The 25,926-nt window shown below is 73.9% G+C and carries 23 protein-coding genes and 1 pseudogene; 12 read left to right on the forward strand and 12 right to left on the reverse strand.

Going from position 1 to position 25,926, the window contains the following annotated elements; all coding sequences use genetic code 11:
* Window positions 1–151 precede the first annotated feature (151 nt).
* The 4 genes from ACH9EU_RS06645 (at window position 152) to ACH9EU_RS06660 (ending at window position 5,109) form a co-directional block, all read left to right on the forward strand.
* A complete protein-coding gene (locus ACH9EU_RS06645) occupies window positions 152–1,384 on the forward strand; it encodes a sugar ABC transporter substrate-binding protein (RefSeq protein WP_396413155.1) in 1,233 nt (410 codons plus the stop codon).
* The gene (locus tag ACH9EU_RS06650; protein ID WP_396413156.1) at window positions 1,381–3,012 is read left to right on the forward strand and encodes an ABC transporter permease subunit; all 1,632 of its coding nucleotides are present in this window, start codon (window positions 1,381–1,383) and stop codon (window positions 3,010–3,012) included. The genes ACH9EU_RS06645 and ACH9EU_RS06650 overlap by 4 nt, the downstream gene beginning before the upstream one ends.
* 1 nt (window position 3,013) lies before the next feature.
* Window positions 3,014–4,030: an ABC transporter permease subunit gene (locus tag ACH9EU_RS06655; protein ID WP_396413157.1), complete on the forward strand. Its 1,017-nt coding sequence runs from the start codon at window positions 3,014–3,016 to the stop codon at window positions 4,028–4,030.
* A gap of 62 nt (window positions 4,031–4,092) precedes the next feature.
* A complete protein-coding gene (locus ACH9EU_RS06660) occupies window positions 4,093–5,109 on the forward strand; it encodes a magnesium and cobalt transport protein CorA (RefSeq protein ID WP_396413158.1) in 1,017 nt (338 codons plus the stop codon).
* Between the two features lie 22 nt (window positions 5,110–5,131).
* On the opposite strand, the gene ACH9EU_RS06665 is transcribed toward ACH9EU_RS06660, so the two are convergent.
* The 8 genes and pseudogenes from ACH9EU_RS06665 to ACH9EU_RS06700 all read right to left on the reverse strand — a co-directional run bounded on the left by ACH9EU_RS06665 (window position 5,132) and on the right by ACH9EU_RS06700 (window position 12,162).
* Entirely contained in the window at window positions 5,132–5,920 is a 789-nt protein-coding gene (locus ACH9EU_RS06665) for an ABC transporter permease (RefSeq protein ID WP_396413159.1), read from the reverse strand.
* Window positions 5,917–6,960: an ATP-binding cassette domain-containing protein gene (locus ACH9EU_RS06670; protein ID WP_396413160.1), complete on the reverse strand. Its 1,044-nt coding sequence runs from the start codon at window positions 6,958–6,960 to the stop codon at window positions 5,917–5,919. The genes ACH9EU_RS06665 and ACH9EU_RS06670 overlap by 4 nt, the downstream gene beginning before the upstream one ends.
* A gap of 338 nt (window positions 6,961–7,298) precedes the next feature.
* Entirely contained in the window at window positions 7,299–7,841 is a 543-nt protein-coding gene (locus tag ACH9EU_RS06675; RefSeq protein WP_396413161.1) for a carboxymuconolactone decarboxylase family protein, read from the reverse strand.
* A gap of 102 nt (window positions 7,842–7,943) precedes the next feature.
* Window positions 7,944–8,171: a helix-turn-helix domain-containing protein gene (locus ACH9EU_RS06680; RefSeq protein ID WP_396413162.1), complete on the reverse strand. Its 228-nt coding sequence runs from the start codon at window positions 8,169–8,171 to the stop codon at window positions 7,944–7,946.
* On the reverse strand, window positions 8,168–8,428 hold the full coding sequence (locus ACH9EU_RS06685) for a hypothetical protein (RefSeq protein WP_396413163.1): 261 nt from the start codon (window positions 8,426–8,428) through the stop codon (window positions 8,168–8,170). Before ACH9EU_RS06685 ends, ACH9EU_RS06680 begins: the two co-directional genes overlap by 4 nt.
* A gap of 336 nt (window positions 8,429–8,764) precedes the next feature.
* On the reverse strand, window positions 8,765–10,114 hold the full coding sequence (locus ACH9EU_RS06690; RefSeq protein WP_396413164.1) for an FAD-dependent oxidoreductase: 1,350 nt from the start codon (window positions 10,112–10,114) through the stop codon (window positions 8,765–8,767).
* A gap of 53 nt (window positions 10,115–10,167) precedes the next feature.
* A pseudogene (locus ACH9EU_RS06695) lies at window positions 10,168–11,352 on the reverse strand (FAD-dependent oxidoreductase); the annotation flags it as partial.
* Window positions 11,353–11,487: 135 nt separating this feature from the next.
* A complete protein-coding gene (locus ACH9EU_RS06700; protein ID WP_396413165.1) occupies window positions 11,488–12,162 on the reverse strand; it encodes an SDR family NAD(P)-dependent oxidoreductase in 675 nt (224 codons plus the stop codon).
* Window positions 12,163–12,347: 185 nt separating this feature from the next.
* Between ACH9EU_RS06700 and ACH9EU_RS06705 the strand changes: the two genes are divergently transcribed.
* Both ACH9EU_RS06705 and ACH9EU_RS06710 read left to right on the forward strand, forming a co-directional pair.
* Window positions 12,348–13,202, forward strand: a complete 855-nt coding sequence (locus tag ACH9EU_RS06705; RefSeq protein ID WP_396413166.1) for a hypothetical protein — start codon at window positions 12,348–12,350, stop codon at window positions 13,200–13,202.
* A gap of 96 nt (window positions 13,203–13,298) precedes the next feature.
* Window positions 13,299–14,471, forward strand: coding sequence for an FAD-dependent monooxygenase (locus ACH9EU_RS06710; protein ID WP_396413167.1), 1,173 nt, complete (start codon window positions 13,299–13,301; stop codon window positions 14,469–14,471).
* 100 nt (window positions 14,472–14,571) lie between these two features.
* Here the strand turns inward: ACH9EU_RS06710 and ACH9EU_RS06715 are convergent, their stop codons facing one another.
* The 3 genes from ACH9EU_RS06715 to ACH9EU_RS06725 all read right to left on the reverse strand — a co-directional run bounded on the left by ACH9EU_RS06715 (window position 14,572) and on the right by ACH9EU_RS06725 (window position 16,995).
* Window positions 14,572–14,982, reverse strand: a complete 411-nt coding sequence (locus tag ACH9EU_RS06715; RefSeq protein ID WP_396413168.1) for a VOC family protein — start codon at window positions 14,980–14,982, stop codon at window positions 14,572–14,574.
* Complete coding sequence (locus ACH9EU_RS06720; RefSeq protein WP_396413169.1) at window positions 14,979–15,272, reverse strand: ArsR/SmtB family transcription factor; 294 nt, start codon at window positions 15,270–15,272, stop codon at window positions 14,979–14,981. Before ACH9EU_RS06720 ends, ACH9EU_RS06715 begins: the two co-directional genes overlap by 4 nt.
* Before the next feature lie 76 nt (window positions 15,273–15,348).
* Window positions 15,349–16,995, reverse strand: a complete 1,647-nt coding sequence (locus tag ACH9EU_RS06725) for an AMP-binding protein (protein ID WP_396413170.1) — start codon at window positions 16,993–16,995, stop codon at window positions 15,349–15,351.
* A 189-nt stretch (window positions 16,996–17,184) separates the two neighbouring features.
* On the opposite strand from ACH9EU_RS06725, the gene ACH9EU_RS06730 reads away from it, so the two are divergent.
* The 6 genes from ACH9EU_RS06730 (at window position 17,185) to ACH9EU_RS06755 (ending at window position 24,466) form a co-directional block, all read left to right on the forward strand.
* Window positions 17,185–18,792 carry a carboxyl transferase domain-containing protein gene (locus ACH9EU_RS06730; protein ID WP_396413171.1) on the forward strand — a complete coding sequence of 536 codons (1,608 nt, stop codon included), beginning with the start codon at window positions 17,185–17,187 and terminating at the stop codon, window positions 18,790–18,792.
* Window positions 18,789–20,888: an acetyl/propionyl/methylcrotonyl-CoA carboxylase subunit alpha gene (locus tag ACH9EU_RS06735; RefSeq protein WP_396413172.1), complete on the forward strand. Its 2,100-nt coding sequence runs from the start codon at window positions 18,789–18,791 to the stop codon at window positions 20,886–20,888. The genes ACH9EU_RS06730 and ACH9EU_RS06735 overlap by 4 nt, the downstream gene beginning before the upstream one ends.
* Window positions 20,885–22,045 carry an acyl-CoA dehydrogenase family protein gene (locus ACH9EU_RS06740; protein WP_396413173.1) on the forward strand — a complete coding sequence of 387 codons (1,161 nt, stop codon included), beginning with the start codon at window positions 20,885–20,887 and terminating at the stop codon, window positions 22,043–22,045. Before ACH9EU_RS06735 ends, ACH9EU_RS06740 begins: the two co-directional genes overlap by 4 nt.
* A 74-nt stretch (window positions 22,046–22,119) precedes the next feature.
* Window positions 22,120–22,611, forward strand: coding sequence for a MaoC/PaaZ C-terminal domain-containing protein (locus ACH9EU_RS06745; RefSeq protein ID WP_396413189.1), 492 nt, complete (start codon window positions 22,120–22,122; stop codon window positions 22,609–22,611).
* A complete protein-coding gene (locus ACH9EU_RS06750; RefSeq protein ID WP_396413174.1) occupies window positions 22,608–23,429 on the forward strand; it encodes an aldolase/citrate lyase family protein in 822 nt (273 codons plus the stop codon). Before ACH9EU_RS06745 ends, ACH9EU_RS06750 begins: the two co-directional genes overlap by 4 nt.
* 197 nt (window positions 23,430–23,626) lie before the next feature.
* Window positions 23,627–24,466, forward strand: coding sequence for a formate/nitrite transporter family protein (locus tag ACH9EU_RS06755; RefSeq protein ID WP_396413175.1), 840 nt, complete (start codon window positions 23,627–23,629; stop codon window positions 24,464–24,466).
* Window positions 24,467–24,576: 110 nt separating this feature from the next.
* Here the strand turns inward: ACH9EU_RS06755 and ACH9EU_RS06760 are convergent, their stop codons facing one another.
* On the reverse strand, window positions 24,577–25,755 hold the full coding sequence (locus tag ACH9EU_RS06760; RefSeq protein WP_396413176.1) for a heparan-alpha-glucosaminide N-acetyltransferase domain-containing protein: 1,179 nt from the start codon (window positions 25,753–25,755) through the stop codon (window positions 24,577–24,579).
* Window positions 25,756–25,926 lie beyond the last annotated feature (171 nt).

Below are 25,926 nucleotides of genomic sequence, written 5' to 3' on the forward strand. Positions count from 1 at the left end.
CCACCCAGGGGCGGATCCACGATCTGGGTGACCCCGAACCTCGACCACGTCCACCTCTTCGACGCCGCCACCGGCAACCGCCTCCCCGGCTGACCCGGCCGGACCCGCAGCACTTCCCGCGTGACCACGGACAACACTGAGGAATGACACCATGAAACACATTCACCGGGCGGCCGTCGCCGTCGGTGCCGTGCTCCTGCTCGCCGGGTGCTCGTCGGCGCCCACGGCCGGGGTCGCCGGCCTGGCCGGCGGGCCGGGCAGCATCAAGATCCAGGCCGGCACCGGCGAGATCCCGGTGCTGCAGGAGGTCGCCGAGGACTTCACCGCGGACACCGGGGTGACGGTGGAGTTCGTCCAGCGCGAGGTCAACGCGCAGACGCTCTCCAACTTCATCTCGCAGTCCCCCACGGGGCAGGCCCCGGACATCCTCGTCTCGCCGCACGACAACCTCGGCCAGCTCGCGGCCAACGGCGTCGTCGCCCCCGTGGAGCTGGGGGAGCGGGCGGAGGACTTCACCGAGAACGCCCGGGAGGCCGTCGTCTTCAACGGCGTGAGCTACGGCGTACCGTTCGCGATCGAGAACGTAGCGCTGCTGCGCAACAACGAACTCACCACGGCGGAGCCTGCCACGTTCGACGACCTGCGGGCCGAGGGGCACCGGATCATGACGGAACGCGGCATCGAGTACCCGTTCACGGTCAGCCAGTCCCCCGAGACCGGCGACCCGTACCACCTCTACTCCCTGCAGACCTCCTTCGGAGCGGAGGTGTTCGAGCGCACCGAGGACGGCGAGTACACGAGCACCCTCACGATGGGCGGCGAGGACGGCCACGAGTTCGCCCGCTACCTCGCGGAGCTCGGGCGGACCGGTGACCTGCGGACGTCCATGACCCCGGACATCGCCAAGGAGTCCTTCCTCAACGGCCAGTCGGCGTTCCACCTGGGCGGGCCGTGGGAGCTGGCCGACATCGAGGCCGCCGGCATGGACGTGAGCGTCCTCCCGGTGCCGCCGGCCGGGGACGAGGAGGCCCGCCCGTTCGTGGGCGTCCAGGCGTTCTTCGTCAACGCCAACGCGCAGAACCCGATCGCGGCCCAGGACTTCGCCGCCAACTACCTGACCCGCCCCGAGACCCAGTCCGCCCTGTACGAGAGCACGGGCCGGCCCCCGGCCAGCACGGTCGCGGTGGACCGGATGGAGGGTGATCCGCTGCGCTCCGCCTACGCGCAGATCGCCGAGACGGGTCTGCCCATGCCGGCCATCCCCGAGATGGGAGCGGTGTGGAGCTTCTGGGGCACCACCGAGAACGCCATCGTGGACGGCCGCGGGGACCCCGTGGAGCTGTGGGACCGCATGATCGACAACATCGAAGGACAGATCTCATGAGCACGAGCACCACCGCACCGGGCGGGACCACTGCCCCCGAACAGCCGCGCGGAGGCGCCGGACTCGGCGAGCCCCTCGACCTCCGCCGGTCGCACTCCCGAGGATTCGGCCTGGGCTTCGTGGTCAAGCTGATCCTCATGGCCCTGATCAACGCCTTCGGGCTCTACGGCATCCTCGCCGCCTGGGCGGCGGGCAGCTGGGGAATCCTGGCGTTCCTCGTCGTCGCCCTGATCGTCGCCGACCTCGTCTACTTCCTGCCGACGCGCAAACTCCTCCCGGCCAAGTACCTGTTCCCCGGGCTGATCTTCCTGCTCGTCTTCCAGATCTTCGTGGTGATCTACACGGCCGCCACGGCGTTCACGAACTACGGCGACGGCCACAACGCCACCAAGGACGCGGCCGTCACGCAGCTCACCACCACCTACGAGCAGCGGATCGAGGGCACCGACGCGTACCCTGTCACGGTGCTCGAGGGCGAGGACGGCCTCGCCCTGGCCACGGTGCGCGACGGCCAGGTGCTCGTGGGGACGGCCGACCAGCCGCTGGCCCCGCTGGACGGCGCGACCGCGGCAGACGGCCGGGTCGCCGAGGCCCCCGGCTACGAGATCCTCGACTACGGGGGTGTCGTGGCCGCCGCCGGCGAGCTGTCGGACCTGCGGGTGCCCGTGGGCGAGCAGGAGGCCGAGGGCGTGCTGCGCACCGACGACGGCCGGACCGCCTACGCCTACGAGCCCACGCTCGTCTACGACGAGGCGGCCGACGCCATGGTCGCCGACGACGGCACGGTGTACGCGAACAACGGCGAGGGCGCCTTCGTCGACCCCGACGGCGAGGCCCTGCGACCGGGCTGGCGGGTCTTCGTGGGCCTGGACAACTTCGGGGCGATCTTCGACCCCGCCGTCCTGGGCGGCCCGTTCGTCTCCGTGACGCTGTGGACCTTCGCCTTCGCGATCCTCTCGGTGGCACTGACGTTCTTCCTGGGCCTGCTGCTGGCGATCCTCTTCAACGACGTGAAGCTGCGGTTCCGGAACATCTACCGCGCCATCATCTTCCTGCCGTACGCGTTCCCGGCGTTCCTGTCCATCCTCATCTGGGCGGGTCTGCTCAACACGGACTTCGGCTTCGTCAACGAGGTCGTGCTGGGCGGCACCGCGGTGCCGTGGCTCGACAACGCCTGGATGGCCAAGCTCTCCGTCGTGCTCGTCAACCTCTGGCTCGGCTTCCCGTACATGTTCCTCGTGACCACCGGCGCCCTCCAGGCCATCCCGGGAGAGCTCTACGAGTCCGCGGAGATGGACGGCGCCGGCCCGGTGCGCCAGTTCCGGGCGATCACGCTGCCGATGCTGCTGGTCGCGGTGGGGCCGATGCTCATCGCGTCCTTCGCCATGAACTTCAACAACTTCAACGTGATCTACCTGTTGACCGGCGGTGGACCCCAGGACCTGGAGTCCACGACCGGCGTGGGTGCCACGGACATCCTCATCTCGTTCGTCTACAAGATCGCGTTCGCCGGCGGGAACAACGACTACGGTCTGGCCTCCGCCCTGTCCATCCTCATCTTCATCATGGTGGCCGTCATCTCCGCGCTGACGTTCCGCCGCAGCAAGGCTCTCGAGGAGATCAGCTGACATGTCCACTCCCACCACACCCACTCCGGGCGACCGCCCCGGCAACACCGGCACGAACCGCGCCCCCTGGGCCGCCGCCACGGCCGCGCCGTCCACCGGACCCTCGAACACCGTCCAGCCGACCGACACGCTGCGGCCCCAGGGCGCCGGGACCGGGGCGCCCCGGAGGCGCCGTCGCCCCACCGGCGGCGGGTGGAAGCACCTCGCCGCGATCGCGGCGTGCGTCTTCGCCCTCTTCCCGCTGGTCTACGCCCTCTCGGCGTCCCTCTCGGCCTCCGGGTCGCTCCTGGGGTCCAACCGGTTGTTCTCGGACGTGACGGGTGCCAACTACACGAACCTGCTGACGGACCCGCAGAACCCGTACCTGACCTGGTTCGCGAACTCCATGTTCGTCTCCGTCACCACGGCGGTGGGCACGGTGCTCATGGGCGCGGCGGCGGCCTACGCGTTCTCGCGGTTCCGCTTCAGGTCGCGCAAGGGCGGGCTGCTGGCGCTGCTCGTGATCCAGATGTTCCCGCAGCTGCTGGCCTTCGTGGCGATCTTCCTGCTGCTCTTCGCGATCTCCGAGGTCTACCCGTTCATGGGGCTGAACTCCCGGCTCGGCCTCGTGGCCGTGTACCTGGGCGGGGCGCTGGGGGCCAACACGTTCCTGATGTACGGCTTCTTCAACACCATCCCCAAGGACCTCGACGAGGCCGCGGAGATGGACGGCGCCTCGCACGCCCAGATCTACTGGACGATGATCCTGCCGCTGGTCACGCCGATCCTCGTGGTCGTCGGGATGCTGTCCTTCATCACGTCCTTCTCGGACTTCCTGCTCGCACAGATCGTGCTCCAGGACCCGGGCCAGTACACCCTGGCCGTGGGGCTCTACCAGTTCGTCGCGGTGCAGTTCGGCGAGAACTGGGGCGTGTTCACCGCCGGGGCGATCCTGGCCGCCATCCCGGTGGTGGCGATGTTCCTGTTCCTGCAGCGCTTCATCGTCTCGGGCCTGACCGGCGGCGCCGTGAAGGGCTGACGGGCGGCCGGTCCTGTCATGATGGGCGGGACCCGGAACGGCAGGACGGAAGGCGGCACGCGGTGACGCTCGTGGACAACGTGGTGTACGTGGAGGGCCGGCGGGCGTCCGCCCCGGAGGACCTCGACTCGACGTACGAGGTGATGCGCGAGCGCGGCGGGATGGCCTGGATCGGGCTCTACCGCCCCGAGCCGCCCGAGGTCCACTCCGTGGCAGCGGAGTTCCGGCTGCACGACCTCGCGGTGGAGGACGCGCTGAAGGGCCACCAGCGCGCCAAGCTGGAGCGGTTCGGGGAGACGCTCTTCGTCGTGCTGCGCCCGGCCCGCTACCTGGACGACGTCGAGAAGGTCGAGTTCGGGGAGCTGCACGTCTTCGTGGGAGCCGACTTCGTGGTGACCGTCCGCCACGCCGAGTCCCCCGACCTCGCGGCGGTCCGCCGGCGCCTGGAGTCCTCTCCCGGACTGCTGCGGATGGGTCCTCAGGCGGTCCTCTACGGGATCCTCGACGAGGTCGTGGACGGCTACGCGCCGGTGGTGGCGGGACTCGAGAACGACATCGACGAGATCGAGGACGAGATCTTCGGCGCCGACCGGGACGTCTCCCGGCGGGTCTACGAGCTCTCCCGCGAGGTCATCGAGTTCCAGCGGGCCGTCCACCCGCTGGTGACCATGCTCGGCTCCCTGCAGGACGGCGCGGCGAAGTACCGCCTGGACGAGGACCTGCAGCAGCGACTGCGGGACGTCCAGGACCACGCCCTCCGGGTCGCCGAGCGCGCGGACGCCTTCCGGGCGCTGCTGCAGAACGCCCTCACCGTCCACGCGACCCTGGTGGGGCAGCGGCAGAACGACGAGATGCGTCGGCTCACCGAGTCGGCGCTGGAGCAGAACGAGGAGGTCAAGCGCATCTCCTCCTGGGCGGCCATCATCTTCGCCCCGACCCTCGTGGGCACGGTGTACGGGATGAACTTCGAGCACATGCCCGAGCTGGCGTGGCCCCTGGGCTATCCCCTCGCGCTGCTGGCGATGCTCACGATGGGCGTGTCCCTCTTCGGCGTCTTCAAGTGGAAGCGGTGGCTCTGAGCCGCGGCCGGACCGCCGCGGCTCAGATGCTGTTCCGCATGGCCCGGATCCCGACCGCCAGCCCGAACGACGCCAGCACCGCCGCCGCCAGGACACCCGGCAGCACGGACGGGTCGGCGAACCGGCCGTTGAAGAGGGCCCGCTCGGCGTCGACCATGTAGGTCAGCGGGTTGAACCGGGAGAGCACCTGCATCCAGCGGGGGCCGGCGTCCAGGGGCAGGAGCATCCCGGAGAGCAGCATCAGCGGGAACAGCAGCCCCTGCTGGACCGTCCAGAACATCCAGTCCCGGCTCCGGGAGACGATGGCCAGCGCGTAGCTGAGCGCCCCGAGCCCCACCCCGAAGACCGCGAGCACCGCCAGGCCCACGACCATGCCGGTCAGGGACGGGCGGAACCCGAAGAACGCGGCGACGCCGGAGATCACCAGCGCCTGCAGCACCAGGGGGACCATCTCCTTGCAGGCCCGTCCCACCATGAGCGCCGAGCGTGCCACCGGTGCCACGAGCATGCGTTCGTGCGCTCCCGACTGGATCTCGAAGAGCAGGTTGGAGCCGGTCATCGCCGTTCCGAACAGGGCGATCATCACCACGATGCCCGGCACGAACCACTGGAACGCCTCGGCGATGGGCTGCCCCGTCATCCCGCCCAGCAGCGGGCCGTAGAAGGCCAGGAACATCAGCGGCTGCATGAGCGAGAACACGACACTGAACGGATCGCGCACCAGGGGGCGCAGCTCACGCACGAACACGCTGAACGAGTCGTGCAGCAACCCGGCGGGACGGGCCGGCGCGTCCACGGTCCGGGCGCTCATCGTGCCACCTCCACGTCGGCGTCCTCGACGTCCGGACCGGCCCCGGACGAGCGTTCCTCCCGCAGGCTGTGGCCGGTCAGCCGCAGGAACACGTCGTCGAGGGTGGGACGGGCGAGCTCCGCGGCCAGGACGTGGCAGCCGGCGCGGTCGAGCTCCCGCAGCAGCACGGGCAGCGCACGGTCGCCGTGCTCGACGGCGACGACGACGCGGGTGCCGCCGCCGGCGGCCGGTCCCGCCTCCGGGACGACGTCGACGGCGCCGGCCACCGCCGCCGCGCGCCGGACCGCCTCGACCGCCGGCGCGGGGCCGGCGTCCACGGTCACGGTGACCCGGTCCCCGGCGAGGTCCGTCTTGAGCCGGGATGCGGTGTCGTCGGCGATGATGCGCCCGCGGTCCACCACCAGCACCCGCTCGGCGAACTGGTCGGCCTCGTCGAGGTAGTGGGTGGTGAGGAACAGGGTCGTGCCGTAGCGGCGGCGCAGGTCGAGGATGTGCTCCCACAGGTGCGCCCGGGACTGCGGGTCCAGCCCGGTCGTGGGCTCGTCCAGGAACAGCAGCTGGGGACCGGGGATGAGGCCGAGGGCGATGTCCACCCGGCGGCGCTGGCCGCCGGAGAGCTTGATCGTGGGCCGCCGGACGAACTCGCCCAGGTCCAGCGCCTCGATCAGCTCGTCCACGCGGCGGCGGGTCTCCGCCCGGCCCAGCCCGTAGAGGGCTCCCTGGCTGATCAGCTCGTCCCGGACCCGCTGGTAGTGCCCGGCGCCGTTCTTCTGCCCGATGTAGCCGATCCGGGCGCGGACCTGGGAGGCGCTGCGGACGATGTCGTGCCCGCAGACCGTCGCCGTGCCGCCCGTGGGGGGCAGCAGCGTGGTCAGCATGCGCAGGGACGTGGACTTCCCGGCGCCGTTGGGGCCGAGGAACGCGGTCAGGGAGCCCGCGGCGACGTCCATGGTGAGGTCGCTGACCGCCTCGACCGTCCGCCCGCCGGGACCGCGGAAGCGTTTGCTCAGCCCCCGGGCGCTGATGATCGGTGTGCTCATGGGACAACGGTAGAGCCCGCGGCTCCCGGGCGCTCGCCGCAGATCCCGGATCCCGGACGGCCCGCGGCGCCGACGGCTCACCCACCAGGCCGAGTCCCCATGCCCTCGCGGCTCTGTGCGGCGGCTCCCCATGCCCTCGCGGCTCTGTGCGCCTGCTCCCCCAGCCGGCTTCAATCACCCACCGCGCCGGCTGGGGGGACGAAGCCGACCGGGGGAGTCGGTGGTCGGGTGGGGACTCGGTCGCTCGCGGGGGTCGTTGTCAGCGTGCGTGCCGGGCGCTCACGTGCACCGGTGCGGCGGAGAGCACGAAGCGGTCCGGGGACTCGTGCCGGCCCCTGCTAGAGGCCGGGGGCGGCCGGGACGTCGAGGTCGGTCCCGATCATGTGGTTGAAGTAGTTGGTGAACAGGTTGAGGGTCACGTGCGCCGAGAGCTCGGCCAGCTCGGCGTCGGTCCACCCCGCGTCGAGGGCAGCCTGCCAGGTGGCCTCGGCCACGGTGCCCTGCCGGCCGGTCGCCTCGCGGGCCACGGCGAGCAGCGCGTCCAGCCTGGGGTCGAAGTCGACCTCGTGGTTGCGGATGGCCACGGTCTGCGCCTCGCTCAGGCCCGCAGCCTTGGCACCGGCGGTGTGGGCGGACTGGCAGTACGTGCACTCGTTGACATTGCCGACGGCCAGGGCGACGGACTCACGGGTGGCGGCGTCGAAGGTGCCGTAGTCGCCGATCACCTGTTGCAGGGCCACGTAGGACTGCAGGACCACGGGGGAGTGGGCCATGGCCCCGTGGATGTTCAGGACCTTCCCGAACTGCTCCTTCAGCGCGGAGAGCTCCTCGCGCACGGGCTCGGGTGCGGAGTCGACGGTGTGGGTGGGGATGCGTGCCATGGGCGGTGCCTTCCTGTCGTCGGGTCCGTGCGGGGTTCGGTCTTCCATCGGGAAGCGTGGGGAGGCGTTGGGCGAACGCTCGGGGGAGCGGCGTGACGGTGTTCAGGAGGTCCTGCGGGCGATGGCGCGCAGGGCGTCGACGTCCTTGACGACGATCTTCCCGCGGCCCTGCCGGATGAGACCCTGCGCCGCGAAGTCGGCCATCGTCTTGCTGGTGGCCTCGCGGGTGGCGCCGAGGAGCCCGGCCAGCTGCTCGTGGGTGAGCCGGACCGGCGGCGCCGGGGTGAAGCGGGACCCGCGGGCGATCTCGTCGCCGCAGCCTTCGCTCATCCGCGCCCCCTCAGGACGGGGACGGCGACCAGGCCCAGGACAAGCCCGTAGACCAGGTGGACGCCGAAGCCGAGTACCGCCGACTCACCGCCGACGAGAGCGGCGACCATGGGCAGCATGCCCGTCATCGCCATGAGGACGCCGAACACGAGGCCTCCGGCCAGACCTCCGATGACGCCGGCGGTGATCCGCCGTTTCACGGTGGTGGCGGTGCGCCCGTGGTGCGTGGTGCCGTTGGCTGCGTGTGTTGCCGACATCGGACTGCCCTTCTCTCGTGCGGAGTACCTGCGGCCTCACCGTAGGACGGCCCCGGGCGGGGTTCTGCGATCCAGGACACACAACGCGGCGGAGGTTCCGGACACCGGGGCGGGGCCGGATGCGCTCCCGTCCCCGTTCGCGAGCGGGCTCGACATGCCGCTGGTCCCGGTCCACGACCGGATCACGGCTCGACCGTGCGGCCCGCCCTTCCGCGCGCGGCCGAGCATTCGGCCGGGCCCCCGGCGTCCTGGCCGTGCCGGATGGACCGGAGCCTGTCGAGGATCTCCCCGGGGCGGCCGCGGCAGCCGTTGGCGGATTGCTTCCCGGTCGTTCCGCTACACGTCGAGCTGCTCCAGGGCCGCCTGGTAGGCCTCGTGGTAGGTGGGGAACTGGGCGACCTGGTCCCGCAGGGTCTCCAGGGGCAGCTGCGCGCGGACGGCCAGGGACGCCTGGTGGATCCACTCGCCGGCCATGGGGCCGACGGCCCACGCCCCGAGGAGCACCTTCCGGTCGGCGTCGGCGAGCAGGCCGAGATGCCCGCCCGGGTCCTGCTCGTAGGTCCAGGGCCGGGCGAGGGACTGCGCCAGGTCCAGCTCGACGGACGCGGTGCGGATCCCGCGCCGCTGCGCCTGCTTCGGCGTGAGCCCCGCCGCGGCGATCTCGGGGTCGCCGAACACGACCCGGGGGATGCCCTCGTAGTCGGCAGGGCGCGGCCGGCCGAGGATCGCGTCGGCGGCGATCCGTCCCTGGTACTTGGCCACGTGGGTGAAGGGCATCACCCCGGTGACGTCGCCGACCGCCCACAGGTTCTCTCCGGCGCGGCAGTGCTCGTCGACGAGGACCTCGCCGCGCTCGCCGAGGCCGGCCCCGGCGTCCTCGGCGCCCAGTCCGTCGGTGCGGGGCCGGCGTCCGGTGGCGAGGACCACGACGTCGGCGGCCACCTCGTGCCCGTCGTCGAGTTCGAGGACGCTGTCGTCGCCCTCGCGGCGGGCCCGGTCCGCGGAGGCGTTGAGCCGGACGGCGACGCCGGCCGCGGCCAGGCGGTCCCGGGCGAGCTCCCCGACCCGCGGGTGCTCGCGCTCGAGCAGCCGATCCCCGCGGTGGACGAGGGTGACCTCGACCCCGAAGCGTGCGAGGAACGTGGCCGTCTCGACCCCGACGGCCCCGCCGCCGACGACCGCCGCGCGCTCGGGCAGGTCCCTGACCGTGTACGCCTCACGGTTCGTCCAGGTGGTGATCTCCTCGAGACCCGCCACGGGCGGGACCACGGCCTCGGAGCCGGTGGCGACCACGAGGTGCTCGGCGGTGATCTCTCCGTGTCCGGCACGGACACGGCCGGGCCCGATGATCCTGGCCTCACCGCGGAGGACCGTGGCGCCCTGCTCCGTGTAGTCCGCGGCCTGGGCCGAGTCGTCCAGGGCCCGCGCCATGACGTCGCGGTAGTCCCGGGTCGCGGCCCAGTCCAGCTCCGCGCCGGAGACCCCGGCGGCCCGCCGCACCGCGGTCCGGGCCTCCGGCGGCCGGAGGACGGTCTTGGAGGGGATGCACGCCCAGTAGGCGCACTCCCCGCCGATCAGTTCCCGTTCGACCAGGGCGACCTTCCGGCCGGCGGCGAGCAATCGGCCCGCCGCCACCTCGCCGCCGGGTCCCATGCCCAGCACGGCCACGTCGAAGTGCTCCGTCATCTCTGTACCTCGTCTTCCGGGTCGGGTTCGCACTCGGTGTCGTCGGGGCCGTCGGGGCCGTGGTCCAGGGGCAGGACCCGGCACTCGCACCGGATCCCCGCGGCACGGGCCTGCTCGTCGGTCATCCCCACGGCGCCCACGGCAGGGGAGGTGAACGTGACGCGGGGGAGGTGGGAGCAGTCGATCCGGCGGCCGGCGTCGTCGAAGGCGTTCTCCACCGCGAGAGCGCCGTGGGCGGAGGCGACGTAGACGAACTGCGGGTGCCCGGTCACGTCCCCGGCGGCCCGGATGCGGGGGTTGGTGGTGGCCAGCGTGTCGTCCACGAGGATCTCACCGCGCTCCCCGGTGGCGACCCCGACGTTCTCCAGGCCCAGACCGTCGGTGACCGCCCGGCGGCCGGTGGCCACGAGGAGCCGGGCGGCGGTGTGCTCCTCGCGTCCGGCCCTCGTGGTGGCGCTCACGACGACGTCCCCCGTGGTGCTGTCGGTGCGCACCGACTCGACCGTGGCCCGGAGGACCACCCGGATGCCCTCGTCGGCGAACACGCCCGTGAGCGTCCTCGAGACCTCGGGCTCCTCGCCCGAGAGCAGCCGCGAGCGGACCAGCACGGTGACCTTCGAGCCCAGCCGGGCGAAGAGCTGGGCCTGCTCCAGGGCCACGTAGCCCCCGCCGAGGACGACCAGGGAATCGGGCACCTCCTGCAGCTCCATCGCGGTCGTGGAGGTGAGGTGGTCGACGCCGTCCAGGCCGTCGATCGGTGGCGCCCACGGCCGTGAGCCCGTGGAGACCAGGTAGTGGCGGGCCCGCACCGTCCCGACGGCTCCGTCCCCGTCCGTGATCGCCAGCGCCGGGTCCTCGGCGCCGCCCGTGAAGGCGGCGGATCCCCGGCGCAGGTCCCACCCGTAGTCGTCGATCAGGTCCACGTACTTGCCCGCGCGCACGGCGTCCACGAGGTCGGTCTTGCCGCCGATCAGCCCGGGTATGTCCACCGGGGCGGCCGACGTGCTGAGCCCGGGGAACCGGCCGTCGGCGTCCATGGCCGTGTGGCGGGCGCCGGCGGCGGCCAGCAGCGCCTTGGAGGGCACGCACTCGGTGTTCACGCACGTGCCCCCGACCGTGCCGCGCTCGACCATGACGACCCTCAGGCCGAGCGCCGTGGCCCGGATCGCGGCCGCGAACGCGCCGCCGCCGGAGCCGATGACGGCCAGGTCGACGTCGGACGGTCCTGCTGCGGTCATGGTGACCTCCTGGGGTGCGTGTGTCGTGACCCACTGTGCACCGTTGCCCGACGGGGAGGGTCGATGGCTCGGGGTGCGGGTCCGCCGTGGGTGCCGCGCCGTGGCCGGGGTCCACCGCCCGCGCGTGCGGGGCGTCTAGTCCATGCGGACCTCGTGCACGCCCGTCTCCAGCCCGCGCTCGACGGCGGCGACGACGTCGTCGACGTCGTGGCCGGGCGGCAGGGTGGGCGGTCGGCCGGTGAGCGCGCGGTCGGCGAGGCCCGTGTCCATGTGGGGCAGGCGGGCGTCCACCACCGCGATGCGGCGACGGCGCAGCTCCCTCCGCAGGGAGCCCAGCCACGAGGCCATGGCGGCCTTGCTCGCGGCGTAGGCGGCCATCCCGGCCAGCGGCAGCTCGGCGACCACGCCGGTGAGCACGGCGATCGCCCCGCCGTCGGGCAGGTGCGGCAGGGCGGCGCGGACGACGGCCATGGGCCCGAGGGCATTGACCTCGAAGAGCTCCTCGACCACGGCCTCGTCCTCCTCCGCGGCCGGGCCGAAGGCGGCGACCCCGGTTGCGAGCACCACGGCGTCGAGGCCGCCCAGCTCCTCGGCGGCCCGCCGCACCACGGCCGCGGCGTCGTCGTGGTCCACGAGGTCGAGGGCGTGGGCCGCACGCAGTCCGAGCCGTTTCCGCAGCTCCTCCGCGGCCGCCGCGGAGCGTCCGGTCACCACGATGTCGGTGGTGCGCCGGCTCAGCTGCTCGCACAGCCGCTGCCCCAGCACACCGGTCGCCCCCACCACGAGGATCTTCGCGCCGTTCAGGTCCATGGTCTCCTCCGGTCCGGCACCGGCCGTGCTGCTCGGGTGCTCGGTTCCATGGTCCCAGGTACGGGCGGTCCACGGCGAGGGGTTCCGGACCGTTGCCCGGCGGCCCGGGTGTGCGTAGATTGCAGTCCTCGGAGCCGTACCGGGCGAGGGCTCGCATCCCGCGCTCCGCGATGGAGGTCCCGCACATGTCACCCATCCTGCTCCGACCGGTCCGGGCCCTGGCGGCCGGGACGGCGGTCGCGCTGCTCCTCGCAGCCTGCGGCACGACGCCCGACGACGAACCCGCCCCGGGCGGTACGAGCCCCGCCGCGACCGCCACCGCGACGGCGACCGCGACCGCCACGGGGACGCCCACGGCCTCCCCGGGCACGGCGTCGCCCTCGGTGCCGGCCACGCCGACCGCCTCCGCGGGTCCCACCGGGTCGCCGACCGGAGAGCCCACGGCCGCCCCCACGGAACCCCCCGGTCCCGCGCCGCTCGTCACCCACACGGGCACCGCCGCGAACGCGGCGTTCGCGTTCGAGATGCCCGCCACGTGGTCGGTCGACGGGGAGTTCACGGACGTGGGCGGCACGGTGACGGTCGTCGGCGAGGACGGCGCTCCTGTCGGTCATCTGACGGTCCTCATGGCGTGGGGCGCGGAGTGCGGTCCCGACTGCTCGATGCCTCCCGTGACCCACCTCGGGGACGTGCCGGGGGCCGTGCCGCTGTCCAACAGCGGGGAGTTCGTGGTGCGCACCGTGGCCATGGACCTGACCGCCTCCCCCGAGCTGCGCAACGCCTACGGCTGGCGGGACAACGTGCGCCACGTGACGTCCCTGACCGACGCGGACGTGCCGCCCCCCACCGGGATGCTGCCCCACGTCATGTACGGGCTCGGGCTCGTCGAGACCGGCGTGGTGGCGCCCAACGGCATCACGTACCGCACGGTCATCTTCAGCTCGCTGCACGACTTCCCCACACTGGAGGCGGCACGGGCCTGGACCGATTCCGAGGAGCACCGGCAGATCCGCGCGATGATCGCCTCCTTCCGGGCCTAGCTGCCGAGCCCGGCGGCCGGTCCCGGGCGGCCCCGGCCGGATCCGCGCCGGGCGGCCCCGGAGGAGCGACACCGTGGGGGATCGGAGGTGGACGCCGTGGCCGGACGTGCGGTGGTGGTGGGAGCGGGCGTGGGCGGACTGGCGGCGGGCGCCGCCCTGGCCCGCACCGGATGGCAGGTGGCCGTCCACGACCGGGCGCCGGCCCTGGAGCCCGTCGGAGCCGGCATCAGCCTGTGGCCGAACGCGCTGCGGGCGCTGGACGTGCTCGGCGTGGGCGACGCCGTACGGGCTCGGTCGGTCCGGGGCGCCGGGACCGGGATCCGCCGCCCCGACGGCCGGTGGCTGGGGCGCACCGACCTCGCCGGGGCGCTCACGGCCCGGTTCGGGGACCCGCTGGTCGTCCTGGCCCGGGCCGAGCTGGTCGGGCTGCTCGGCGGGCTGCTGCCACCCGGTGCGCTGAGGCCGGGCAGTCCCGTCGAGGGCGTGGCGCCCGGCGATCCGGTCACCGGCGAGCCGGCCCGGGTCGGGCTGGCGGACGGCGAGCAGGTCGAGGCGGACCTCGTCGTCGCCGCGGACGGCATCCGCTCCGGCCTGCGGAGCTCCCTGTTCCCGGCCCATCCCGGACCCGTCTACGCCGGCTACACCGCGTGGCGCCTGCTCGCGCCCGCTCCGGCCGGTGCACAGGGCTCGGAGACGTGGGGGCCGGGCGGGCGGCGCTTCGGCGTGCTGCCGATGGCCGGCCACCGCGTGTACTGCTACGCCACCGCCACCGCCCCGCCGGGGACCGCCCACCAGGACGAGGCCGAGGAGCTGCGCCTCCGCTTCGGCGACTGGCACGACCCCGTGCCGGAGATCCTCGGCGGGCTGCGGCCCGGGCAGGTCCTGCACCACGACATCCTCGACCTGGTCACGCCCCTGCCGCGCCTCGCGGTGGGCCGCGTCGCCCTCCTCGGCGACGCCGCCCACGCGATGACTCCCGAGCTGGGCCAGGGCGGGTGCCAGGCGCTGGAGGACGCGGTCACCCTGGCCGCCCTCGCCGCCGGCACGCCGCTGCCGGCCGCCCTCGAGCGCTACACCGGTCTCCGGCTGCCGCGCACGACCCGCGTCGCCGCCCGTTCCCGGTCCGCCGCGCGCCTGACGCAGGCCTCCGGGGCGGTGGGCACGCGCCTGCGCGACCTCTCCGGCAGGATCGTGACCCGTGTGCCCGCCCGGGTGGTCGTCGGAGCCATGGCCCCCGTCCTGGACTGGCGACCGCCGGGCTCGCGCTGAGCCGGCCGAGCTGGACGTCAGCGCAGGACGTCAGCGGGCCCGTGCGGGGCTCCGGGAACTCGCCGCACCGGGTGCCGAGCGGTCGTCCGCGCCCCGGCGCTCACGCCGCGGTGCCCGGCTCCGGGGCGGCCATGGCGGCGATCTGGATGAGGTTGCCGCACGTGTCGTCGAGCACCGCGGTGGTCACCGGGCCCATCCGCGCCGGCTGCTGGACGAAGCGCACGCCCAGGGCCGTCAGCCGTTCGTACTCGGCCTGCACGTCCTCGACGCCGAAGCTGTTGAACGGAATGCCGTCGGCCACCAGTGCCTCCTTGAACGGCCGGACGGCCGGGTGCTCGGAGGGCTCGAGCAGCAGCTCCACCCCGTCCGGCGCCGACGGGGAGACGACGGTCAGCCAGCGGAACGCTCCGACCGGCACGTCGTTCTTCAGCCGGAAGCCGAGCTTCGTGGTGTAGAAGTCCAGGGCCTTCTGCTGATCGTCGACGAAGACGCTCGCGGTGGTGATGATCATGACGGTTCCTCCGAGGTGTGCGGAATGGCGTCGAGCCACGTCCGGGCGGCGGTCAGGGGGGCGGTGTCCAGGTGGTGGACCGTGGTCCGGCCCTGGGCGGTGGCGGTCACCAGGCCGGCGTCGCGCAGGACGGCCAGGTGCTTGGCCACGGCCTGGCGCGTCATGGTCAGGCCGTGGTTGCTGATCAGGCGCACCGTGAGCTCGAAGAGGGTCTGGTCGTTGCGCTCGGCCAGCTCCACCACGAGGATCCGCCGGACGGGGTGCGCCAGCGCCTGGAAGACGGCGTCCACCCCTCCATGATAGGCAACCATGTGGTTGCCGTTCAAGGGCCGGCGGTCCCGGGCCCGACGACGTCGGCGGGGGCTCCTACGGAGCCGGGTCCGGGGGTGCCAGGTCCAGGATCCGCACCGACTCGGCGCGCAGTGCCGCCCGGCGGACGGTCCCGGTGGCGGTCAGCGGGAACGCGTCGGCCACGTGGACGTGGCGGGGGATCTTGTGCCGGGCGATCTGCCCCTCGCAGTAGGCGCGCAGCGCCTCGGCCGTGAGGGGCCGGGCGCTCGAGCGCAGCCGGACCCAGGCGACGACCTCCTCGCCGAACGTCGCGTCCGGCACGCCGATCACGTGCGTCTCGACGACGTCGGGGTGGGTGAGCAGGAAGTCCTCGACCTCCCGGGGGTGCACGGTCTCCCCGCCCCGGACGACGACGTCCTGGATCCGGCCCGTGATCCGCACGTACCCCTCGCGGTCCATGACGGCGAGGTCCCCCGTGTGCAGCCACCCCTCGTGGTCGACGACCTGGGCGGTCCTGCGGGGGTCGTCCCAGTAGCCGTGCATGACGCTGTAGCCGCGGGTGCAGAACTCGCCCGTCGTCCCGAGGGGCACGGTCCGCCGGGTCAGGGGGTCGACGACCTTCGCCTCCAGGTGCGGCCCCGCCCGGCCGACCGTGGCGGCGCGGCGCTCGAGCGGGTCGTCCCGGCGGGTCTGGGTGGCCACCGGCGAGGCCTCGGTCGTGCCGTAGCAGACGCTCAGCTCGGCCACGTGCAGCCGCTCGACCACGGCCCGGACCGTGGCCTCGGGGCAGGCGGAGCCGGTGACGAGCCCGGTCCGCAGGCTGGAGAGGTCGTACTGCTCGTCGCCGGCCAGGGCGAGCTCGGCCTCGAACATCGCAGGCGTTCCGCACAGGCTCGTGCAGGACTCCAGCTCCACGGCGGCCAGCGTCGACGCCGCGGTGAACGCCGGTGCCGGGATCACGACGCACGCGCCGTGCGTGGTGGCGGCGAGGGTCCCGGCGACCGAGCCGAAGCAGTGGTGGAAGGGGACCGGCAGGCAGACCCGGTCGCGCTCGGTGTAGGCCAGGAGCTCCCCGGTCAGGTAGCCGTTGTTGAGCACGTTGCGGTGGCTGAGCGTCGCTCCCCGGGCGGTGCCCGTGGTCCCGGCGGTGTACTGGAGCAGGATCGGGTCCTCCGGGTCCAGGCCGGCCCGGACGCCGGCCAGCAGGGCCTCGTCGGCCGTGGTGGAGACCAGCGCGTCCCACCCGGGGCTGCCCATGACCACGACCCGGCGCAGGGCGGGACAGCGGGGGCGCACCTGCTCGAGCATCCCGGGGAGGTCCGCGGCGCCGATCGGCGGGTGCACCACCACGGTGGCCGCGCCCGACTCCCGCAGGACGTGCAGCAGCTCGTGCGGCCGGTGGGCGGGGTCGACGGCGACGAGGATCGCCCCGATCTCGGCCGCGGCGAACTGCACGAGCGGCCACTCCCTCGTGTTGGGCGCCCAGAGGGCGATCCGCTCCCCGGTCCGCACCCCGAGGCGGTGCAGCCCGGTGGCCAGCGCCCGGACGTCCTGGTGGAACGCGGCCCAGCTCCAGCGCAGGCCGCTCCCGAGGTCCACCAGCGCGTCCCGCTCGGGAAACCGTTCGGCGGTGCAGGCCAGGTTCTCGGGGATCGTCTGGCGCAGCAGGGGCGGCTCGGTCTCCCCGAAGTGGTAGGAGAGGTCGTCGTCGGGCAGGTCCACGGGCGCTCCTCCCGAGGGGCGGCGGAGGTCGGCTGGCACTGCTTCCCATGGTACGTGACGGGGGTCACGTCCGGCCGAGCATGACGTCCCCGGCCGCCCGTCCGGGCCCGCGCCTCCTTGACCTCGTCGGGCGGGGAGCCGAGACTGCCAGCAACGGCACCCCGCGGTGCCGGCCGGACGGAGGTACGGATGCGTGTGCTGAGCACCCTCGTCGATCCGACCGGCGCGCGGTTCGCCGCGAACGCCGCGGCGCAGCGGGCGCTGGCCGAGGACCTGGGGCGCCGCCTGGAGCGGGTGGCGCGGGGCGGGCCCGAGCCGGCCCGGCAGCGGCACGTGGCCCGCGGGAAGCTCCTGCCGCGCGAGCGCGTGGACCACCTGCTGGACACCGGGAGTCCCTTCCTGGAGATCGGTGCCCTGGCGGCGGACGGGCTGTACGACGGCGAGTGCCCCGGGGCCGGGCTGATCGCCGGGATCGGTCTGGTCCACGGGCGGCAGGTGATGGTCGTGTGCAACGACGCCACGGTCAAGGGCGGCACCTACTACCCCTTGACGGTCAAGAAGCACCTGCGGGCCCAGGAGATCGCCCTGCAGAACCGGCTGCCGTGCGTCTACCTCGTGGACTCGGGCGGGGCGTACCTGCCGCTGCAGGACGAGGTCTTCCCGGACCGCGACCACTTCGGCCGGATCTTCTTCAACCAGGCGAGCCTCTCCGCGGCGAAGGTCCCGCAGGTCGCCGCGGTGCTCGGCTCGTGCACCGCCGGGGGCGCCTACGTCCCCGCGATGAGCGACGAGACCGTGATCGTGCGGGACCAGGGCACGATCTTCCTGGGCGGCCCGCCGCTCGTGAAGGCCGCGACCGGTGAGGAGGTCACCGCGGAGGAGCTGGGCGGCGGGGAGCTGCACGCCCGCACGTCCGGGGTCGCCGACCACCTCGCGGAGAACGACGTCCACGCCCTCGAGATCGTCCGGGACGTCGTGGCGACCCTGCCGCCGCCCGCCGGCCGCGCGTGGACGGTCCGCGATCCCGAGGCCCCGGCCGTCGCGGAGGACGAGCTGCCCGGCGCCGTGCCCGTGGACCCCAACACCGGCTACGACGTGCGCGAGGTGATCGCCCGGCTCGTGGACGGCAGCCGCTTCGGCGAGTTCAAGGCCGAGTACGGGACCACGCTCGTCACCGGGTTCGCCCGGCTGCACGGCCATCCGGTGGGGATCGTCGCCAACAACGGCGTGCTCTTCGGGGAGTCGGCCCTCAAGGGCGCGCACTTCGTCCAGCTGTGCGACCAGCGCGGCATCCCGCTGCTGTTCCTGCAGAACATCACCGGGTTCATGGTGGGCCGCGACTACGAGGCCGGGGGCATCGCCAAGCACGGGGCCAAGATGGTCACCGCCGTCGCCACCACCCGCGTGCCGAAGCTGACGGTCGTCCTCGGCGGCTCCTTCGGGGCCGGCAACTACTCGATGTGCGGGCGCGCGTACTCCCCGCGGTTCCTGTTCCTGTGGCCGCAGGCGCGGATCTCGGTGATGGGCGGGGCCCAGGCCGCCTCCGTGCTGGCCACGGTGCGGGCGGACCGGATGGCGGCCCTCGGGCAGGAGTGGGGTCCGGCGGAGCGCGAGGCGTTCATGGCGCCCGTCCGGGAGCGGTACGAGGAGCAGGGCAGCCCCTGGTACTCCACCGCCCGGCTGTGGGACGACGGCGTGATCGCTCCCTCGGACACCCGGGAGGTGCTCGGGCTGGCCCTGGAGGTCTGCTCCCGGGTCCCCCTGCCGGAGACCGCCTTCGGGCTGTTCAGGATGTGAGCGCCGTGGCCCTGTTCGACGTCGTGCTCGTCGCCAACCGCGGGGAGATCGCCCGCCGCGTCCTGCGCACGCTCCGGGCCCTGGGGATCCGCTCGGTGGCCGTCTACAGCGAGGCCGACCGCGACGCGCCGCACGTGCGCGAGGCGGACGTGGCCGTGTGCGTGGGCCCGGCCGCGCCGGCCGAGAGCTACCTGCGCGTCGACGCCGTCGTCGAGGCCGCCCGGGCCACCGGCGCCCGGGCGATCCACCCCGGCTACGGCTTCCTCTCGGAGAACGCCGCCTTCGCCCGCGCCTGCGCGGCGGCCGGGATCGTCCTCATCGGTCCCGGCGCCGAGGCCCTGGAGATCATGGGCGACAAGATCCGGGCCAAGCGGCACGTGGCGGCCTCCGGGGTGCCCACGGTCCCCGGGGTCTGCGAGCCCGGGCTCGACGACGACGCCCTGGTGGCCGCCGCCGCCGGGATGGACTACCCGCTCCTGCTCAAGCCCTCGGCCGGTGGCGGCGGGAAGGGGATGCACGTTGTCGGTGCCCCCGGAGAGCTGCGAGAGGCTCTCGCGGCGGCCCGCCGCGTGGCCGCCGCGGCCTTCGGGGACGACACCCTGCTGATCGAACGGCTGGTCGAGCGGCCGCGGCACATCGAGGTGCAGGTCCTCGCCGACGCCCACGGGACCGTGGTGCACCTGGGGGAGCGGGAGTGCTCCCTGCAGCGCCGCCACCAGAAGGTCGTCGAGGAGGCCCCCTCGCCGTTGCTGGACCCCGCCACCCGGTCGCGGATGGGCGAGGCAGCCTGCCGGGTGGCCCGCTCGGTGGGCTACACCGGGGTGGGCACCGTGGAGTTCCTCGTCCCGGCGGAGCGCCCGGACACCTTCTGGTTCATGGAGATGAACACGCGCCTGCAGGTCGAGCACCCCGTGACCGAGCTGGTCACGGGCCTGGACCTCGTGGAGCAGCAGGTGCGCGTCGCCGCCGGGGAGGCCCTGGCCCTGGCCCAGGAGGACGTGGTGCTCACCGGCCACGCGGTGGAGGCCCGGCTCTACGCCGAGGACCCCGCGCGCGGGTTCCTGCCCACCGCCGGGACCGTGCTCGCGCTCCAGGAGGCCTCCGGTCCGGGGATCCGCGTCGACTCCTCCCTGGCCGAGGGCCTGACGGTGGGGTCGGCCTACGACCCGCTGCTCGCCAAGGTCGTCGCCTGGGGTGCGACGCGCGAGCAGGCCCTGGACCGGCTCGACCTCGCCCTGGCGGACACGGTCGTGCTCGGGGTCGGCACGAACACGGAGTACCTGCGCGCGCTCGTCGGCGACCCGGCCGTGCGGGCGGGAGAGACGGACACCACGCTCATCGAGCGACGGCTGCCCGAGCTGCGGTTCACCGCCCCCGACGAGACGCACCTCGCGGCCGCGGCGGCCTTCCTCCAGGAGCGCCGCCCCGCCGGCCGGTCCCCGTCCGGCGACCCGGGCCCGTGGGGACGCGCGGACGGCTGGCGGCCCACCGGCCGCGCCCACCCCGCCCTGAGGCTGGCCCACGGTCTCGAGCAGCCGCGCCGCGTCGTCGTCGACGGCTCCGTGCGCCTGACGCCCCTCCCGGGCCGGCCGCACGCCCACCTGCTCGAGACCGGGGGCACGGCACGGACCGTCCACCTCGCCGCCGCCCCCGACGGGAGCAGCGTCTGGATCGGGGAGGGCGGCGCCGCGTTCGAGCTCGCCGTCCTGGACCGGGCCCGGCTGCTCGAGCGCACGCTCGCCGCCCTCGAGCGGACGGCCGGGACCGCGGCCCCCGAGCTGCACTCGCCGATGCCCGGCACGGTCGTCGCGGTGCCGGTCGCCACCGGCGAGCGCGTCGGGGAGGGAGAGGCGGTCGTCGTCGTGGAGGCCATGAAGATGGAGCTCCGGCTGACCGCCCCCACCGCCGGGACCGTCGAGGTCCTCGTGCGGGAGGGGGAGGTCGTCCGGCTCCACCAGCTGCTCGCCCGCGTGGTCCCCGACGACGCCCCCGCCGCCCGGCCCGAGGGCCTGCCCGCCGGCCCGCCGGCGCACGAGAACGCCCCGGCCGCCGGACCCCCGCCCCACCGCCCCAGCGCAGAGGAGCACAGCCCATGAACACCGAGCTTCCCGAGGCCCATCAGCGCCTCGCCGACACCGTCCGGGCCTTCGCCGACGAGGTGGTCGCCCCGGTCTCCGCCGGGCACGACGCCGCCGGGACGTTCCCCTACGACCTCGTGGCGCAGATGGCGGAGCTGGGCCTGTTCGGACTGCCCTTCCCCGAGGAGTACGGCGGAACGGGCGGCGACCTCCTGGCGCTGTGCGTGGCGATCGAGCAGCTCGCCCGGGTCGACCAGTCGGTCGCCATCACCCTCGAGGCCGCCGTCTGCCTCGGCGCCGCGCCGATCGCCCGGTTCGGCTCCGAGGAGCAGAAGCAGCGCTGGCTGCCCGAGCTCGCCTCGGGGCGCGCGCTCGCGGGCTTCGGGCTGACCGAGCCCGAGGCCGGCTCCGACGGCGGCGGCACCCGCACGACCGCCCGGCGGGAGGACGGGCAGTGGGTGGTCGACGGCGAGAAGGCGTTCATCACCAACTCCGGCACCGACATCACCCGCCTGGTCACCGTCACCGCGGTCACCGGCACCGCGGAGCGGCCGGACGGGCGGGTCCGGAAGGAGATCTCCGCGATCCTCGTCCCCACCGACACCCCCGGGTTCCGCGCGGAGCCCGCCTACGACAAGGTCGGCTGGAACGCCTCGGACACCCACCCGCTCACCCTCCGGGACGTCCGCGTGCCGGAGGAGAACCTGCTGGGGGAGGAGGGTCGCGGCCACGCCGGCTTCCTGTCCGTCCTCGACGAGGGCCGCATCGCCCTCGCGGCGCTCGCCGCCGGTGCGGCGCAGGGGTGCGTGGAGGAGGCGGTCCGCCGGGCCCGGGAGCGCACGGCCTTCGGCCGGCCCATCGGCGGCCACCAGGCCATCGCCTTCAAGATCGCCCGCATGCAGACCCGGGCGCACACGGCCCGCCTCGCCTACCGGGACGCGGCCGCACGGCTGCTCGCCGGCCGGCCCTTCCGCACCGAGGCGGCCATCGCCAAGGTCGTGGCGGCCGAGGCCGCCGTGGACAACGCGCGCGACGCCACGCAGGTCTTCGGCGGCTGCGGTTTCCTCAACGAGATCCGCGTGGCCCGCCACTACCGGGACTCGAAGGTCCTCGAGATCGGCGAGGGCACCACGGAGGTGCAGCTGATGCTCATCGCCCGGGAACTGGGTCTGTGACCCCGGGACCGGGCCGGGAACCGGGAACCGTGGACCGGGACGGCGAGGAGGCCGCTGTGGAGGAGGAACGCCGGGTGGTCCGCCAGCGCGGGCTCTTCTACGAGGAGTTCGAGGCGGGCACGGTCTACGAGCACGCCCCGGGCCGGACGGTGACGGAGACGGACAACGTCCTGTTCACGACCCTCACCATGAACACCCAGCCCCTGCACCTGGACGCGGCCTGGGCCGCGCGGCAGCCCGCCGGCCGGCGTCTCGTGAACTCCATGTTCACCCTCTCGACCCTCGTGGGGGCCTCGGTGGGGCAGCTGACCCTGGGCACGATCGTGGCGAACCTCGGCCTCGAGGACGTGGCGTTCCCGCACCCGCTGTTCCACGGGGACACGCTCTACTCCTCCTCCGAGCTGCTGGACAAGCGTCTCTCGGCCTCCCGGCCGGGCCAGGGGATCGTCCGCCTCCGGCACACCGGCCGCAACCAGGACGGCGTCGTCGTCGCCCGGTGCACACGGTCCGTGCTCGTGTGGTCGCGTGAGGCCGCGCCGGAGCTGCCCGGCCCGGGAACGCCGTGACGGGCGGCCTCGTGCTCGGCCCCGCCCTGCTGTTCTGCCCGGCCGACCGCCCCGACCGCTTCGGCAAGGCCGCGGAGCGGGCGGACGTCGTGGTCCTCGACCTCGAGGACGCCGTGGCCCCCGGTGCCCGGGCGGCCGCCCGCGACGCCCTCGTGGCGACCCCTCTCGACCCCGCCCGCACGGTCGTGCGCGTCAACGCCGCCGGCACCGAGGACCTCGACCGCGACCTCGTGGCCCTGGGGCGCACCGGGTACAGCACCGTGATGCTGCCCAAGGCGGCCTCGGCACGGCAGCTCGCGGAGGTCGCCCGGCAGGGCCTGGACCGCGTCGTCGCCCTGTGCGAGACCGCGGAGGGGGTGGTCAACGCCGCGGAGATCGCCCGGACGGACAACGTCGTGGCCCTCATGTGGGGCGCGGAGGACCTCGTGGCGTCCCTGGGCGGCAGCTCGTCCCGCCGGCCGGACGGCGGCTACCGGGACGTGGCCCGGCACGCCCGATCCGCCGTCCTGCTGGCGGCGGGCGCCGCCGGCAAGCCCGCGATCGACGCGGTGCACCTGGACGTCGGCGACCTCGACGGCCTGCGCGAGGAGGTGCTGGACGCGGCCGCCGTCGGCTTCGCCGCCACCGCGTGCGTGCATCCCGGTCAGGTGGCCACCGTCCGGGCCGCCTACCGCCCGGACCCCGAGGAGGTCGCGGCCGCCCGCGAGCTGCTGGCCGCCGCCCGCCGCGCCGGCGGGGTCTTCACGTTCCGGGGGCAGATGGTCGACGAGCCCCTGATCCGCCACGCCGAGCGCCTCGTGCGCCGGGCCGAGGCCTGAGCGGAGCGTCCCGTGGGGGCGGGGCGGCCCGACCCGCACGAGCCGCCCGCCGTCCGGTGAGCACGAGTTGATCCCCCGGTGCGCCGGTGGACACAGCGGGGAAACATCCGGCGCCCAGACTGGATCCCCACGGGGCGCCGGCCCGCCGACGGGTCCGGCGCCTCCTCACCCGTCCCCGTCCCCACGGAGCAGTCCCGATGTCCTATGTGAAACCAGCAGACTTCGTCACGAAGATGATCGACGCGGGTGAGGCCAAGGTCTTCATGTCCACCCGCGACACCCTGATCCGGGCCTTCATGGCCGGGGCCATCCTCGCCCTCTCCGCCGCCTTCGCCGTCACGGTCACGGTGCAGACCGGCCAGCCGCTCGCCGGCGCCCTGCTCTTCCCGGTCGGCTTCTGCCTGCTCTACCTGCTGGGCTTCGACCTGCTCACGGGCGTGATGACCCTCGTGCCGCTGGCGCTGATCGACCGTCGCCCCGGCGTCACCGTGCGCTCGGTGCTGCGCAACTGGGGCCTGGTCTTCCTCGGCAACTTCGGCGGCGCGTTCACCGTGGCGCTGATGATGGCGGTCATCTTCACCTACGGGTTCTCCCTGCCCCCGAACGAGATCGGTCAGCAGATCGGCGAGATCGGCGAGGGCCGCACGGTCGGCTACGCCGAGTTCGGCGCCGCCGGGATGCTCACCCTGTTCATCCGCGCCGTGCTGTGCAACTGGATGGTCTCCACCGGCGTGGTCGCCGCGATGATGTCCACGAGCGTCTCCGGCAAGGTGATCGCCATGTGGATGCCCATCCTCCTCTTCTTCTACATGGGCTTCGAGCACTCGGTCGTGAACATGTACCTGTTCCCCTCCGGCATCCTGCTCGGCGGCGACTTCTCCGTCATGGACTACCTCGTCTGGAACGAGATCCCCACGGTCCTCGGCAACCTCGTGGGCGGGCTGACCTTCGTGGGGCTCACCCTCTACGCCACCCACGCCAGGACCGGCGCCGCCCGGACCCGGCCCGTGGAGGAGCCCGTCGTCCCCGTCGCCTGACCGCCCCGTCCGACCGCCCCGTCCGACCGTCCCGTCCGACCGTCCCGTCCGACCGCACGACGACGGCCGGACCCGGACGGCGACCGCGTCGGCTCACCTCCGGCGGGTCCTCACCTCCGGCGGCAGCTCCCCGGCCACGGCTGGTGAGGCCCCCGTGCGCGTCCGCCGGCCAGGACCGCCCGGCGGGTGCCCCGCACGGCGACCGCGACGAGGCGCTCGAGCGGACCCTGGCCGAGGAACCGGCGCCAGAGCACCGCGAGGACGGCGGCGGCGGCGACGTGCGCGGCGAACCACGGCGCGCGCTGGTCGTAGTGCGCCTCGGTGGCCAGCGCGAGCAGGTGGGCGGCGTAGAGGGTCAGGGTCATGGAGCCTATGGCCGCCGGCACGGCCCAGAGCCGGCCGGTCCGCACCAGGACGAGCAGCGCGCCGAGCACGGCCAGCCCCGTGCCCAGGTCCATGAGCAGGGCCACCGGGGTGTTGCTGTGCGGGCCGGCCGTGAGCAGCCACCACCACGTGGACGTGGGCAGGTCGGGGCTCGGGCCCCAGACGAGGATCTCGTCGATCTGCTCCCGGGTCAGTCCGGGGGTGTGCCGCCTCAGCTGCTCGTAGCCGCCGCCCTGCAGGACCAGCCCCCGGTAGACGGCCCAGGACCCCACGGCCAGGACCCCTCCGACGACGGCCGTGCGGACGCCGACCGTCACCTCGTGCAGGTCCAGGCGCCCCAGCAGCAGCCCGGCGCAGAGATACGTCAGGTAGGGGAGGGCCGGGTACGTCCCGGTCAGCAGGAGCTGGGCGAGGGCGGCCGCCGGGTCGGCGAGCACACTGCCCACGGTCGGGTTGGAGGTCTCCGGCTGGGGCAGGGCGGAGCCCACGGTGTGCACCAGCACGGGGCCCAGCACGGCGAAGAGCACGGCGCAGACCGCCAGGGTCCGGCGGCGCAGGCTCAGCAGGGGGATCGCGAGCAGGAAGAAGGCGCCGTAGTAGACCAGGATGCCCACCGCCGGGGCCGGTGAGGGCATGGCCTCGTTGACGAGCAGCCCCGCGGTGGCGATGAGCAGGGCCCGTACGACCAGTCCGGCGCGGGTGGCGGCCAGCTCGCGGCCGCGGTGCGGCGTGCGGCCGCCGGACGAGAACGCCAGGCTCAGCCCGGCCAGCAGCGCGAACAGCGCCGCAGCGCGACCGGCGAACAGCTCCCACTGCAGCGTGGACTCGAAGGTGACGGCGTCGTGGACGGGCAGCACGTGGATCGCGATCATGCCGACGAGCGCGATCCCTCGTGCGACGTCCACCGCGACGAGGCGCGGCCTGCGGGTGGGAGCGCCGGGACCCGCTTCCCGGGGTGCGGCGGATGCGCGGTGCGCGGCGCCGGGTGCGACGGAGGTCCGGCGGGCGGTCCCGGGCGCGACCGGCGCAGTCGCGGCGGCGTCAGCGGGCCCGGTGGCCGCAGAGCTGCGGGCGGT

The sequence above is a fragment of the Kocuria rhizosphaerae genome (genome assembly GCF_044462265.1).
GTDB lineage: Bacteria > Actinomycetota > Actinomycetes > Actinomycetales > Micrococcaceae > Kocuria > Kocuria rhizosphaerae.